Origin of the sequence: Bartonella sp. AP3QHHD (genome assembly GCF_042195765.1) — a bacterium.
GTDB lineage: Bacteria > Pseudomonadota > Alphaproteobacteria > Rhizobiales > Rhizobiaceae > Bartonella.
Genome location: NZ_JBHIPC010000085.1, coordinates 260,881 through 275,099, shown reverse-complemented (window position 1 = coordinate 275,099; position 14,219 = coordinate 260,881). Strand labels below are relative to the sequence as shown.

Here is a 14,219-nt window from a genome sequence, read left to right as displayed (position 1 = left end):
TATAAATAAATCCAACCCAAGCAAAACTATAAAGCTGCCTATAACTGTGTGGTTTATAGCGCAATCCTAAAGCTAACGTCAATTAGATTTTCAAAGATAGCCATAAAAAAACGAAGCCAAACTCTTTGATCCGCAACTTTATAGCTTAATAATAGATATTCCTTAACAAACAAAAGAATTTAAACGGCTAACTTACGCAAGACATATTGCAAAATTCCACCATGATGCAAATAATCTAGCTCATCTTCAGTATCAACACGGCATAATAATGGAACGGTTTTTACCGTACCATCAGAAAAAGTAATTTTCGCTACAGTCTTTTGACGAGGTTTCAAGTTATGAATCCCTTCAATTGTCACCTTTTCATCTCCCTTTAAGCCTAAAGATTTCCAACTTAGTCCCTCTTCAAAGACAAAAGGGACAATGCCCATACCAACAAGATTAGAGCGATGAATCCTTTCAAAAGACTGCACAATCACTGCTTTGACACCAAGAAGATTGGTCCCCTTGGCAGCCCAATCGCGGGATGATCCATTACCATATTCAATACCTGCAAAAACAACGAGTGGAATACCTTCTTGTTTATACGCCATTGCTGCATCGTAAATGGTTTGTTCTACCGCTGACGGATAATGAACCGTATAACCTCCTTCTCGACCATTTTCCCCTAACATGAAATTACGAATGCGAATATTGGCAAAGGTCCCACGCACCATAACTTCATGATTCCCACGACGCGTTCCATACTGATTAAAATCAGCCACTTTAACACCATGATCCATTAAATATTTTCCGGCAGGAGAAGCTGCTTTAATAGAACCAGCAGGAGAAATATGATCCGTCGTGATTTTATCACCAAATAAACCTAAAATCCGTGCATCTTTAATATCTGGTAAGATATCAGGTGTTTTCTGCATATCATCGAAATAAGGTGGATTGCGTACATAGGTGGATTGCTCATCCCAAGAATAGGTAGAACCCGTAGGAATCTGAACTTTTTGCCAATTTTCATCTCCCTTAAAAACATCTGCATACTTTTCGGCAAAAACCTTCCGCGTGACATTTTTTTCGATAAACTCCTGTATTTCTTGAGAAGTTGGCCAAATATCTCTCAAATAAATGGGGTGGCCATTTGAATCTTCACCTAGAGGCTCCTTGGTTAAATCTTTACACACCGTCCCGATGAGCGCATGTGCAACAACTAACGGTGGTGAAGCTAAATAATTCGCTTGCACATCAGGGGAAACACGCCCTTCAAAATTACGATTTCCTGAAAGAACCGCAGATGCAATTATACCATTGTCATTAATCGTTTTGGAAATAGCTGGATGCAAAGGACCAGAATTCCCAATACATGTTGTGCACCCAAATCCTACTAAGTTAAATCCTAATGCATCTAAATCTTTTTGCAGACCCGAATTTTGAAGGTAAGCTTCAACGACTTGTGAACCAGGTGCAAGAGAAGTTTTTACCCATGGTTTACTCTTAAGACCCTTTGCCACAGCATTTCGTGCCAAAAGACCCGCTGCAATAAGAACACTTGGATTCGATGTATTCGTACACGACGTAATCGCAGCGATCACCACATCACCGTGACCAAGCGTATATTCTTCACCCTCAACCTGATAACGCTTATCTTGTCCAGAAGTCTTCTTATAGTCTTCGACCAATGCCTTCTCAAAACCCTGCCCAACATTTTCCAACGCAATACGTCCTTCAGGACGTTTAGGACCAGCCATAGAAGGGACAACGGTTCCCATATCTAATTCAATTGTATCACTAAAAATGGGATGAGCCACCATTTCATCATGCCACATCCCTTGTGCTTTGGTATAAGCCTCCACTAAGGCAATCCGACTTTCATCACGCCCTGTCATATTGAGATAACGCACTGTCTCCTTATCAATTGGGAAAAAACCACACGTTGCTCCATATTCAGGTGCCATATTTCCAATCGTTGCCCGATCAGCAAGCGTCATATGCTCCAAACCAGGACCAAAAAACTCAACAAATTTACCGACAACACCCTTCCGACGTAGCATTTGGGTCACTGTTAATACGAGATCGGTGGCTGTTACACCTTCCTTAAGTTTACCTGTTAGACGAAAACCAATCACTTCAGGTAACAACATAGAAACAGGTTGGCCTAACATTGCTGCTTCTGCTTCAATACCACCAACACCCCAACCTAAAACCCCTAAACCATTTACCATAGTCGTATGCGAATCAGTTCCCACACAGGTGTCAGGATAAATCGTCTCACAGCCCTCTTCATTCTTCATCCATACACATTGTGCTAAATATTCTAAGTTAACCTGATGACAAATCCCTGTTCCTGGAGGAACAACGCGAAAATTTTGAAAGGCTTGTTGCCCCCATTTAAGGAAACGATAACGTTCACCATTGCGTTCATATTCATGCTCAACGTTTTCCTTAAAAGCCATGGAATTGCCAAAAGCATCAACAATAACTGAGTGATCAATGATGAGATCAACGGGAATGAGAGGATTGATTTTTTCAGCGTTACCGCCAAGTTTAACCATAGCATCACGCATTGCAGAAAGATCAACAACTGCTGGAACACCTGTAAAATCCTGCATAAGAACACGTGCAGGACGGTAAGCAATTTCTGCCCCAGCGCTCCCTTTGTCGTTTAACCACTTAGCAACATTGAAGATATCCTCTTTTTTAACTGTGCGACCATCTTCGAATCGCAATAAATTTTCGAGAATAACTTTCATCGAAAACGGTAAACGAGAAACACCTTCAAGTCCGTTCTTCTCCGCTTCAATCAAGCTATAATAAATATATTCTTTGCCACCAACATTTAATACTCTACGACAATTAAAGCTATCAATTTGAGTCATGACTGTCCACCCTCATACTATAACCACCCAATTTCCAGGAATGAACAACACAAACTACGAGTCAAGGTCGCAGCTTGAGCGCAGACGCAATTACCTCCGCCATCCATTTCCCCTCCACCCTCTAGGCATAATGCGGAAATCAGCGCCAGAAACCATTTTACACCAGATATTGATGTAAGGTATCCCTTATAGAACTATTTCTAGAACTATTCTAGGTACAATTGCATAAAAAATGTGTTTTTTATTCTATAATGCAATAAAGAATATGAAAATAAAAACAAAATAGGCAATCACATGGTGTTATCAGGCAAAGATTTAGCCGCTTACAGAAACGAGGAAATTCTGTTTAAAGGTCTTTCTTTTTGTTTATTTTCACAGCAACTTATGACAATCACCGGTCCTAATGGTATCGGAAAGTCTACATTACTCCGAATCATTGTCGGTCTTCTTGAAGCTGCTGAAGGTCATATAATACTTAAAGACCATGATCAAATATACCCTGTTGCAACTGCTTGTCATTATCTTGGTCCTCAAAATGCTATGAAACCTCTCTTATCTGTCATTGATAATTTGCAATTTTGGGCAGATTTTTACGGTCAACATTTACGTTTTGCGCATGAAGCTCTTGCCGATATTGGTCTTTCTAACCTTGAACATTTACCCTTTAACGCTCTATCAACTGGACAACAAAGACGCGTAGCTATTGCTCGCCTTTTGCTCTCCTATCGTCCTCTTTGGATTTTAGATGAACCAATATCTGGGCTTGATAACCATGCCCAAAAACTCCTTGCCCGTATTTTCCAACGTCATCTCAATCAAGGTGGTATGATTATCGCTGCAACTCATAATTCCATAGGCATTCCAGAAAACCATAACATCGCTCTGGAAAAATTTTTACCTCTCTAGGAGAGAATAAAATGAAAGCACTGTTCTGGCGTGATCTTAAACTATTATTAGCGCTACAAGCCACTTCACTAACAGGATTATTGTTTTTTATCGCTGTTGTTGTCATAACCCCCTTTACCATTGGACCAGATCCCAAAATTCTTGCACAAATAGGACCAGGTATATTGTGGTTTGGAGCCCTTCTTGCAGGACTCCTCAATCTGAACAAACTTTTCCAAATCGATCGTGATGATGGTAATCTCGACCAATTTATCCTTTCAGGAAAAAGACAAAGTTTTACACTAATTGTCTTTACAAAATGTCTTGCCCATTGGGTAGGAACAATGCTTCCTCTTATTTTTGCCACACCTATTTTAGCCCTCATGCTCCATTTAGATATAACAATAACTTTTACAACAATACTTACCCTTTTATGCGGAACACCAGCTATTATTTTTATTGGTGCTATAGGCGCTGCACTCGCAACCTCATTGTTGCACAGTACTTTGCTTATTTTTATCATTATCTTGCCGTGGATCATTCCAATTATGATTTTTGGTGTTTCCGCTGCTACAGCCCCAATAAACCCAAATACCTCTTTTCTCACTTCTCTAGCTCTTCTCAGCGCTTTTTCACTTCTTTTGAGTCTCTTTAGCTCTTTTGTTGCTGCGATAACGCTTAAACTTTTATCAGAATAATAAAAGATGATTGCCGCATAGCAAAACTCTGCCTATTATGAATTTTATGAATAAACTATCTCGTACATATAAAATCAGGTTACTCCCTGCAAGTTTCACCCTTTTCATGAAAATAAGCAGAGTCGTCTTACCTTGGTTGGCCGGCATAACATTGTGTTTCCTTATCTTAGGGCTTATTCTAGTGATGCATTCCCCTGATGACTATCAACAAGGCATTACTGTTAAGATTATGTACCTTCATGTACCCTTTGCGTGGTTGTCTACATTCTGCTATGTAACGATGAGTGCAGCGGCATTAGGAAATCTGATTTGGAAATATCATCTTGCTGATGTAGCACTTAAATGTGGAGCGCCTATTGGGGCAATTTTTACCGCCTTGGCTCTCATGACAGGAGCGCTTTGGGGGCGACCTACATGGGGAACATGGTGGGTTTGGGATGCACGATTAACATCAGTTTTAATTCTGCTTTTTATCTATCTCTCCATTATCCTGCTTGGGCGTGCTTTTGACAACCAAGTAAAAGCCGCTCGCGCTACTGCAATTCTTACACTTGTTGGATTTGTTAATATCCCTGTTATTAAATTTTCCGTTAATTGGTGGAATACATTGCATCAACCAGCATCATTGTTACGTGCTGGAGGATCAACAATCGACAATGCTATGTTATGGCCCCTTATAACAATGCTCTTTTGTTTTATCTTTATGTTTATTGCTCTTTATTTGATGGCTATGCGAAATGAAATCAATAGTCATTATATCCGAATACTTCAGATTAAAAAATCCCGTCGTGTACAACAACAGGACGCTTCATCATGCTCGACCTAAATGGCATCCACGGCGGACTTTTAGGAAATCTATCTCAGAAAATTGATTTTTTCCTGAGCACCCTTAAACACGAGCAAATTGTTGTTTTAAGCTATGTGCTTTCTGCAATATCCCTCTTATGTCTTATTGGATATATTCTTTGCAAAGCCCTATACCAAAAAAAAATTCTCCAACATCTAAACAAAAAAGAGCTGTCACAAAAAGATAAAGTATAATGAAAAACATCCCTCAAAAACTTAAAAAAAATATATCTTTACCTGTTCTGCTTGTTTTTTTGGGACCATTTGTGCTTTTTCTTCTTCTCATGATGTTTTTTTTCAACTTTATGGATAAAAAACACCTTCAAGATTCTTCTCTTCTCCCAAACGCATTGGCTGAAAAACCTGCTCCCAATATTCATCTTCCTCTTCTTGATAAAGAAAGTTATCTCAATTCAAAACAGTTTAAAGGACGTGTCACATTGGTCAATTTTTGGGGCTCTTGGTGTTTGCCCTGTCGCGAAGAGCATCCTATTCTTATGCAAATTGCACAAGATAAACGTTTTGATCTAATTGGTATTAATTATAAAGATAATAAAACAAACGCCCTGCGCTTTTTAAACAGTTTTGGTAATCCTTTTAAATTTATTGGCTTTGATATTTCAGGATATACAGCCATTGATTGGGGAATATATGGCCCCCCAGAAACCTTTCTCTTGAATAAAGAGAGCATCATTATTGCCAAACATGTTGGTCCCTTAACATGGCAAATTTATCAAAAAAAAATTCTACCAAAAATTGAACAAGCGATTATGACAGAAGAAAAATAATGCAGGTGTGTAAAAACATAACGTTTTATCATGCTATGTATGCTATTTTATTTATACGGCCACTTATTCTTCTTAGAAAGATTTGACAAGAGTATTATCATTGTTGATTCAAAAACATGTGTAAAGAAATATCTGTAGAACAAACCTCCAAAATATGACAAAAATTTTAAGTAGTTTTCATTTTTCTTTAGCGATTAAATATCTGTTTGGGAGCTTTATTTTTGATTATTTGGACAAAACAATATTGCTATAGAACCATCGTTAGCTTAGTGACAGCAACCAACTATTGTTTTCAAAATCATATAGTATTTTTTCTCCGCTTTTTTATCTGAAATACACATTGTTATGAGGGGACTTCACCACTATTCTCATCTTTATAAAATAATAAATCTGCTCTTTTGCAGCGTCATTTTTATATTTATTCCCATTACACTTATCTGTTCGTAATAGACTCCATAAAGTCTATATTGAATCTATACATTCTTATTCTCTCGATAATTTCCCTTATGATTATAACTAATAAGCTTTATTAAGTCTTAATAAGATAAATTCGAGTAAGAAAATATGACTACAATCAAAAAGTCTCATTTAACAGAGAAGATAAGTTATGAGTGCATAATCAATTTATCAATGAACATTATAAAAGAATTCATTGTAAGAAATAAACTTTTGAGATGTAAAAAGTACAAAAGAAGCTTTTTCGAGAGGAGAAAATATATTTTACAGAGAACTCTTTTTTAAGCACTCTATGACGTAATTACTGATCTCAACAGAACGATCACTCGTATACATTAAAAAAACTCTAAGACAAGCAATATTCTAGAAGTTCATATGAGATTATGCGTAAACTTTTATGACGCAAATAAAATAGGCTTTTGTTGCAATCATCATTTTTTATGAAAAATATTTGATTATGTTTTTTCTTCTAAAAATTCTTGCGGTGTAAAACAATATGTTTTTGAGCAAAATTCACATGTGACTGAAATATATTTATTTTTAACCATTTTATTGCGTTCATCAATAGAAAAGCCTTCTAGGATTCCTTTAATTTTTTCGTGTGAACAAGAACATTGATCGACAAGAGAAAAAGGGTTAAAAACTCTAATACCTTGTTCATGAAAAAGACGGAACAAGAGCTGTTTACTACCGACTTGGGGATCTGTTAATTCTGAACTTTCAATCGTTGCCATGAGTATTTTAGCTTCCTGCCATTGGTTATCCAATTGGGTATGAGTTTTCGTTTCTTCTCGCTTTTGATGAGGGGCATCTATTTTATGATGAGACGATTCTTGGGGTAAAAGTTGGATCAAAATACCTCCAGCTCGCCAGCTTTTCTGCTGTTTTCCTTGTTGGTCACGATTAATTAATATAGCAACAGCCAGACGGATATCGGTAGGAATTTGTTCTGATTGATCAAAATAAATACGAGAAGCTTCTTGTAAATTTGATCCATCTAATGCAACTATCCCTTGATAGGGTTGCATATGGGGACCTTGATCAATTGTGAAAGCTAAAGTGCCTTTTCCTAAAAGTGTTTCTGAAGAGGTTTGACCATTGTCTATGGCTTGTTTAAGCTGTTCTTTATCAAAACAAGCGTATCCACGTAAACTGGAAGGAGGCAAAAAATCGCACACCAACATATTAACTGGTCCATCGGAATGAGTTTGTAAAATAAATTTTCCCGTAAGTTTTAGAGAAGTTCCAAGCAGAACCGTTAAAAGTAAAGCTTCTGCTAGAAGATAAGAAACCGGTTCAGGGTATTGATGTCTTGTGAGAATAGAATTTAAAGTTTCCCCAAGTTGTACGGTACGTCCACGGATATCAAGTTCTTCAACTTGAAAGGGAATAACACCATCATCTTCATGCAAGAAGTTGTTGTTGAGAGAGGCTTCATCTTTAGCTTGTTCACTCATAGCTTTGCCTTTTTTATATAATTTGTTGTAGGGAGGCTATTGTGGAGAGAAAAACGCATCTTGTAAACACCAAGAAAGAATTGCTTTTTGAGCATGAAGACGATTTTCAGCCTCATCGAAAACAACGGAGTGCGGTCCATCAATCACAGAATCAACCACTTCTTCACCACGATGAGCAGGAAGACAATGCATAAAAAGAGCATCAGATTTTGCTAATTTCATGAGAGATTCATTGACTTGATAAGGCTGAAAAATAGAATGACTGCGAGCACGAAATTCTTGTCCCATGGAGACCCATGTATCGGTCATAATACAATCAGCATCTTGAGCCGCTTTTTGGGGATCATGGGTTAGTGTAAGATGCGCTCCTCGTTCACGTGCCCAATGTATAAATTTCTCCTGTGGTTCACTGCCCTTTGGAGTAGCAATACGCAAATGAAAAACAAAAAGAGCTGCGGCTTCAATTAAGGAATGGAGCACATTATTACCATCCCCCATCCACGCAAATATTTTACCAGAAATAGGCCCCCGATGCTCCTCATAGGTTAAGATATCTGCTAGAATTTGGCAAGGATGTGTATCATCTGTAAGAGCATTAATGACAGGAATTTGTGCATATTGTGCCAATTCGAGCATACGTTGGTGTTTCGTTGTTCGTAATATCACTATATCCACAAAACGGGATAAAACGCGCGCCGTATCAGCTATGGTTTCACTATGACCAAGTTGCATCTCTGAACCCGTGAGCATGATTGTATCTCCGCCAAGCTGGCGCATACTGATATCGAATGAAATACGGGTTCGTGTGGATGGTTTTTCAAAAATCATCGCAAGTGTTTTACCTATAAAAGGTTTTGAATCTTTTCCTGCTTTAAAAGATGCTTTAAGGATCTTTGCATAATCGATCAGTGCACGTGCTATTGCTGGCGTTAAAATGGATAAGTCCGTGAAATGACGAAGAGCATTTGTCATGTGTGTGATATTTGTCTTTCTTTGTTTACTTGCGAAAGATAAGCTATTGCTTTTTCAATACGATGTAAACTTTCATCTATTTCTTCTTCCCTAATGATAAGAGGAGGCAATAAGCGCACAACGTTGTTGTTGGCTGCAACGCTTAAGAGATATTCATTTTCCAAAGCATTAATGACAAGATTTGAAGGTACAATACACTGAATACCCAACATAAGCCCCATCCCCTGAACTGCGCAGATAATATCAGGATAGATATTGAGAATGTACAAAAGTCCACTTTTTAGTTTATCCCCCATACGCTGAACATGGTTGAGAAAACTTGGCTCTAACAAAATATCAAGAACACTATTTCCTACAGCCATTCCAAGAAGATTTCCTCCAAAGGTTGAGCCATGTGTCCCAAGTGTCATGCTTTTTGCAACTTTATCCGTTGCAAGGCAAGCACCTAATGGAAATCCCCCTCCTAATCCTTTTGCGAGGGTAAGAATATCAGGCGTGATATCACTCCATTCATAAGCAAAAAGCTTTCCTGTTCGTCCTATACCCGTTTGGACTTCATCTAAAATCAATAACAGACCATTATCATCGCATATTTTGCGCAAAAATCTTAAATATTCATGAGGAACCGTTCGTATTCCTCCTTCTCCTTGAATAGGTTCAATAAGAATAGCGGCGGTATTTTTATTAATAGTGTTACGCAAAGCGACTTCATCACAAAAAGGTACTTGAATAAATCCACCAGCTTTAGGTCCAAAGCCTTCAAGATATTTTTCATACCCAGTCGCAGCAAGTGCAGCAAGTGTACGTCCATGAAATGCCCCTTCAAAAGTAATTATTTCAATGCGTTCTGAATGACCAGCAGCATAGTAATAATGGCGTGCAGTTTTGAATGCGCACTCCAATGCTTCAGTACCTGAATTGCAGAAAAAAACCTTATCCGCAAAACTATTTGCACAAAGCCGCGTGGCAAAAGATGCTTGTTCAGGAGATTGAAAAATATTAGAAACATGCCAAAGTTTTTCAGCTTGTATTTTGAGCGTATCAACTAATTTTGGATGTGAATACCCTAATGCGTTAACAGCAATACCAGATGTGAAATCAAGATAATGTTCTCCTTTATCGGAAATAAGCCATACACCATGCCCTTGTTCAAAATGCAAATTTCGTCGTGCGAAGCATTCATAAAGTGGTTGTATAGAGACGACATCCATCATAATTCCCTTTATATTTTAGTCTTTTCAATATATATACAAAGCAACACTACAAATAAAACAGCATGGTATATTTCGTTACGGTGCTTTCAACATTTCATTACGATTAGTGATTACACCTATAGAATAGATCATTACACCAATTGAAAAAAAGTCAATGAGGGTTCTACAAATAAGCATTTTGGGAAAAAGCCTTAAACAAAAGTGAAAGTTTAACCTATGATTGATTTGCAAGTTGGGGAAAACATTCTAAATAAACTCTTCAAGAGGTAAAGACTCTTGTCATAGAGTGAGTGCATATTGTAATTTACAATATAATAAGCAAGATGATGTGTTTTGATTTGTAAATCCACAGGTTGGATGATTTTTTTATGCTCACGTAGAGTGTAAAGTTCTTTCATTCAGCGTAATGAAACATTATTTAAACATTTGAAGATGCAACGGGGGAGAGCATCTTAGTGACGTAATCGGAATGGAGTGCTGGTATGGGTTGGACATGTGAACGCGTTGAGCTTCTTAAAAAGCTTTGGAGTGAAGGGTTAAGTGCAAGTCAAATTGCTGCTCAATTAGGTGGGGTCAGTAGAAATGCAGTCATCGGCAAAGTACATCGATTAAAGTTACCAGGACGTGGTAAGACAGCACAAGGAAGCACGCGTGCGCAAAAAACTCCCGTGGGAAGCAGCAGTCCATCATCTCCACGTGTGCGTCGCAACACATCCACGGTATCGCCAATAAACACATCATCTGTAAGTATTGAAGAAACAGCTTTAAAGACAGAATTTGTAGTGGAAGATGTAAAAGAAGTTGATATGTCCACAAAATCCAATGTCGTTGTGCCTATATCACGTCAACTTAATCTTCTACAATTGAGTGAAAATACATGTAGATGGCCGGTTGGCGATCCATTATCAGCAGATTTTCATTTTTGTGGTGCAGATTCTGATGAAAATAGCCCCTATTGTGCCTTTCATGCTAAGCTAGCATTTCAACCAATATCTGAAAGACGTCGGATAAGAGTATAATACCCACGGTAGAATCTCATATTCTACGCCTTCTGCGCTTCGTTATTAAATTTTATTATCGAATTATTATGAGAAAGAAATTTGATGGAGCTTTTAATGAATGAAAAAATTTCTTCATGAAACTATTCAACGAAACTGTATCTTTTGGTGCTATTGCGCAGCTGTGTGTTGTAAAGTTATATTACTGTTTATTTTCATAATTTTCTTTAATTTAGTTGTACTGCTTTTAACACTATCCATAGCAACATCTTTTGAATAAGATCGTTTCTCAATTTCTCATGTTTTTATTCTTCGTGTATTTAATAGAGTAATGCTGTGGTTTATAAAAATAATTTATTGCTTTGCAACCTGAATGAGATCCATCTATATCTCTCTCATTTTAAGTCCTATTATATTGAATCAATCAAAATCTTTCGTTTGGGCGTCACGAGCGAGATGAGAACTGTGGAGAGTTAAAAACACTTAAAGAAAAGCATGCCTCTTATAAATGCTTTCAAGTGCCAAGGACTTAAAGGGTTGTTGCAACATTGGGAGATGGCAAAGTGTATGATGATGCCAGCTTGCTCTTTTATTAAGTATAAAGATAGTGAGTGCTTCATGGATTTATCGTTATACTCTTCACGAATGCCGTCGCAAAATAGGCTTGGGAGCGTTGAGAGATGTTTCTTTAAAACAAGCCTGTGAATATATGCAATTCAATGTCATTCTGTTTTGCGTGAGGGATGTGCCCCGTTAAAGAATGCGAAAAACAAAAGCGTGAAGCAATACGTAGAATGTAAAATAATATCTTTATAATTTTTTATAAAAAATTATAAAGAAGGGAATATTGTATTCAAGGCTCTTACGAAATATACAAAAACAATAAATTATAAGTATAAATAAATATAAAATCTAGAGCGACCACAATAACATCACTTTCCTTCTCCCGACACAAAACGGCGCAACCAAACATAAAGCGCACCTTCTCCGCCATGCTGACGCGCTGCTTGCTCAAACGCGTGGACATAATATCGAAAAGCTGGTGTTGATAACCAATACGGAACAAATCTATACAAAGCTCCATCGCTCCCAACGGATCGTCCTTTTCCTGTAATCACAAGGACATAACGCAATCCTCTCTGCTGAGAGGACTGTAGAAATTTTTTTAATAAAAAATAAGCTTCTTCCTGCATATAACCATGGAGATCAAGACGCGCCTCAAGAGGACAACGACCTTGGGAAATTTTACGATATGCAACATGATCAAAGAAATGAATCTTTTGTGCTTGTGTAACTGACCTCTTTTCTCTTTTAATAATTGTCGAGGATTGTTGATTTTCCTGAGACAATGAGGAGATTTGAGTTACAGGCTGTTTTTTATCATTAATATTTGCAATAGTTTCTGAAGCAGAAGAGAGCATCTTACCGTGAAGCGGTGTTATCGTACGACAAACCATCTCCCATAAAAAACGATCTTGTGGAGCCAATAAATCTATTTTTTGTCTCCATTTACTTGAGGACATTTTAATTTCTCATAAATCATTGAATGCTTATGGAAGAAAAACAAAAAGTATTTTAATTTTCATTTTCTGTAGCAAAAAGCTTCCAGTTGGGATCTGACGATAAACTATTGCGAACAAAAGTCCAAATATCCCTGATTTCTACAATAGCATCAGGATCACCGTCTATACGCTCGCCCTGTTCATTATAAGTAACAGAAATCATCTCACTGACAATACGTATCGTTAAAAGTTCATCTTTTTCTTGTATTGCCGCCGCAACAAATTCGATCTTATTAATTCCAACAAAAGTGAATTCTATTCTTTCTTTATTTTTTTCTCGTTGCTCAATAGCCGTACAAAAGCTCTCAAAAACATCCTGACAAAGCAAGCTTTTAAGTTGATTGCGATCACCTTTGGCAAAAGCTATTACAATCATTTCATACGCAATTTGTGCACCTTTTATAAAAAGTTGAGGAGAAAAATGAGGATCAATTCTATGCAATTCCCGCAAATTTTTATTCAAAACACTCCCCTCCGGTGAAATTTTATCAATTTCACTAAAGTCGTCTTTTTGTGAATTTTTCTGATGAGGGAACGAAACAATATTATCAGCCGTTTCTGCTTCAACTTGTTTTTTAGAACGTCGTGAATAAGGATCAAAGGGTGGCTTTTCAAACCCAATTCGTTTCCCTAATACATTACGGAGTTGCACAAAAATAACAACCATAACAACAAGAGCTATGACAAGTATAACGTCAAATTCCATAGGCGCTGTCAATCTCCAAAGCTTAAGTCTCTAATAAACATTGCAGTCAATACCATTTATCAATAAATATGTAAAATAAGGAATCTTATCATTCAAATATTTTTATAGATTTTGTATTTAAACGGAGTTCTCTTAAGAATTTCTCCCCCTACTCATCCAGAAGGAAACTTTCATGTGATAAAACTTTATTCTATAAATCCTCGTTTTTTTGTTGTTATCTTTCTTTGCATTCTTTTAATCGAGATTGCTGGTTTTATCTTTGTTGGTCAAGAAATTGGTATTTTGGCAACCTTGAGTTTGGTTATTCTCACAACCATAGCTGGGGTTGTTTTATTGCGAATTCAAGGGATTAGCCTTTTAAAAAATATACAAAATGAACTTATCCAAGGACGTACATTAGAGAATAATATTATTAATGATGCTTTCATCATGTTTAGTGCAATTTTACTTATTCTTCCCGGCTTTGTCACTGATCTCTTGGGAATATTACTTCTTATTAAACCAATTCGCTCTGTTGCTTGGCATTTCTTTGCATCATTAAAAAACAAAATGAATCCCAATACTAGAAGAAAAAATAACTCTGAAAAAATAATTGATCTTAAAGCAGAAGATTACACAATTCATGATACGACAGAATCTCCATGGCGCAAAAATGATGATAACCATTGAAATGCCTAAAAAATCTGTAACAAACTAAAAAAATATTCAAGATAAAGAGCGCATTTCTTGCAACCTTTTGCAAGGCGTGATAACCAATCTGGTCTTTAGAT

General features: G+C 37.1%; 12 protein-coding genes and 1 pseudogene. 7 read left to right on the top strand and 6 right to left on the bottom strand.

Features of this window, described 5'->3' with window-relative positions; genetic code table 11:
• Nucleotides 1-179: 179 nt before the first annotated feature.
• Nucleotides 180-2,867 carry an aconitate hydratase AcnA gene (gene acnA, locus ACFIL7_RS06245; RefSeq protein ID WP_375636339.1) on the bottom strand — a complete coding sequence of 896 codons (2,688 nt, stop codon included), beginning with the start codon at nucleotides 2,865-2,867 and terminating at the stop codon, nucleotides 180-182.
• A gap of 294 nt (nucleotides 2,868-3,161) precedes the next feature.
• Here acnA and ccmA point away from each other — a divergent pair, with 294 nt between their 5' ends.
• The 5 genes and pseudogenes from ccmA to ACFIL7_RS06220 all read left to right on the top strand — a co-directional run bounded on the left by ccmA (nucleotide 3,162) and on the right by ACFIL7_RS06220 (nucleotide 6,084).
• Entirely contained in the window at nucleotides 3,162-3,773 is a 612-nt protein-coding gene (gene ccmA / locus ACFIL7_RS06240; RefSeq protein WP_375617535.1) for a heme ABC exporter ATP-binding protein CcmA, read from the top strand.
• A gap of 11 nt (nucleotides 3,774-3,784) precedes the next feature.
• Nucleotides 3,785-4,450 carry a heme exporter protein CcmB gene (ccmB, locus tag ACFIL7_RS06235; protein ID WP_375617534.1) on the top strand — a complete coding sequence of 222 codons (666 nt, stop codon included), beginning with the start codon at nucleotides 3,785-3,787 and terminating at the stop codon, nucleotides 4,448-4,450.
• A 46-nt stretch (nucleotides 4,451-4,496) separates the two neighbouring features.
• On the top strand, nucleotides 4,497-5,276 hold the full coding sequence (locus tag ACFIL7_RS06230; RefSeq protein ID WP_375633698.1) for a heme ABC transporter permease: 780 nt from the start codon (nucleotides 4,497-4,499) through the stop codon (nucleotides 5,274-5,276).
• Nucleotides 5,264-5,516, top strand: a pseudogene (locus ACFIL7_RS06225) (hypothetical protein). Before ACFIL7_RS06230 ends, ACFIL7_RS06225 begins: the two are co-directional and overlap by 13 nt.
• Complete coding sequence (locus ACFIL7_RS06220; RefSeq protein WP_375683446.1) at nucleotides 5,491-6,084, top strand: DsbE family thiol:disulfide interchange protein; 594 nt, start codon at nucleotides 5,491-5,493, stop codon at nucleotides 6,082-6,084. Before ACFIL7_RS06225 ends, ACFIL7_RS06220 begins: the two are co-directional and overlap by 26 nt.
• Nucleotides 6,085-6,995: 911 nt before the next feature.
• Here ACFIL7_RS06220 and ACFIL7_RS06215 read toward each other — a convergent pair.
• The 3 genes from ACFIL7_RS06215 to ACFIL7_RS06205 are packed head-to-tail and all read right to left on the bottom strand — an operon-like array spanning nucleotide 6,996 to nucleotide 10,180.
• On the bottom strand, nucleotides 6,996-7,997 hold the full coding sequence (locus ACFIL7_RS06215) for an Hsp33 family molecular chaperone (RefSeq protein ID WP_375617532.1): 1,002 nt from the start codon (nucleotides 7,995-7,997) through the stop codon (nucleotides 6,996-6,998).
• A 36-nt stretch (nucleotides 7,998-8,033) separates the two neighbouring features.
• A complete protein-coding gene (gene argF / locus ACFIL7_RS06210) occupies nucleotides 8,034-8,969 on the bottom strand; it encodes an ornithine carbamoyltransferase (protein ID WP_375683445.1) in 936 nt (311 codons plus the stop codon).
• Nucleotides 8,966-10,180 (bottom strand): aspartate aminotransferase family protein, encoded by a 1,215-nt coding sequence (locus ACFIL7_RS06205; RefSeq protein ID WP_375634057.1) that lies wholly within the window; start codon nucleotides 10,178-10,180, stop codon nucleotides 8,966-8,968. The genes argF and ACFIL7_RS06205 overlap by 4 nt, the downstream gene beginning before the upstream one ends.
• A gap of 485 nt (nucleotides 10,181-10,665) precedes the next feature.
• Here ACFIL7_RS06205 and ACFIL7_RS06200 point away from each other — a divergent pair, with 485 nt between their 5' ends.
• Nucleotides 10,666-11,202 (top strand): GcrA family cell cycle regulator, encoded by a 537-nt coding sequence (locus ACFIL7_RS06200; protein ID WP_375617530.1) that lies wholly within the window; start codon nucleotides 10,666-10,668, stop codon nucleotides 11,200-11,202.
• A 911-nt stretch (nucleotides 11,203-12,113) separates the two neighbouring features.
• Here ACFIL7_RS06200 and ACFIL7_RS06195 read toward each other — a convergent pair.
• Both ACFIL7_RS06195 and ACFIL7_RS06190 read right to left on the bottom strand, forming a co-directional pair.
• Nucleotides 12,114-12,704: a Smr/MutS family protein gene (locus ACFIL7_RS06195; RefSeq protein ID WP_375617529.1), complete on the bottom strand. Its 591-nt coding sequence runs from the start codon at nucleotides 12,702-12,704 to the stop codon at nucleotides 12,114-12,116.
• Nucleotides 12,705-12,756: 52 nt separating this feature from the next.
• Nucleotides 12,757-13,449: a Tim44/TimA family putative adaptor protein gene (locus ACFIL7_RS06190; RefSeq protein WP_375617567.1), complete on the bottom strand. Its 693-nt coding sequence runs from the start codon at nucleotides 13,447-13,449 to the stop codon at nucleotides 12,757-12,759.
• A gap of 174 nt (nucleotides 13,450-13,623) precedes the next feature.
• Here ACFIL7_RS06190 and ACFIL7_RS06185 point away from each other — a divergent pair, with 174 nt between their 5' ends.
• Nucleotides 13,624-14,118, top strand: a complete 495-nt coding sequence (locus tag ACFIL7_RS06185) for an FxsA family protein (RefSeq protein ID WP_375633695.1) — start codon at nucleotides 13,624-13,626, stop codon at nucleotides 14,116-14,118.
• Nucleotides 14,119-14,219 lie beyond the last annotated feature (101 nt).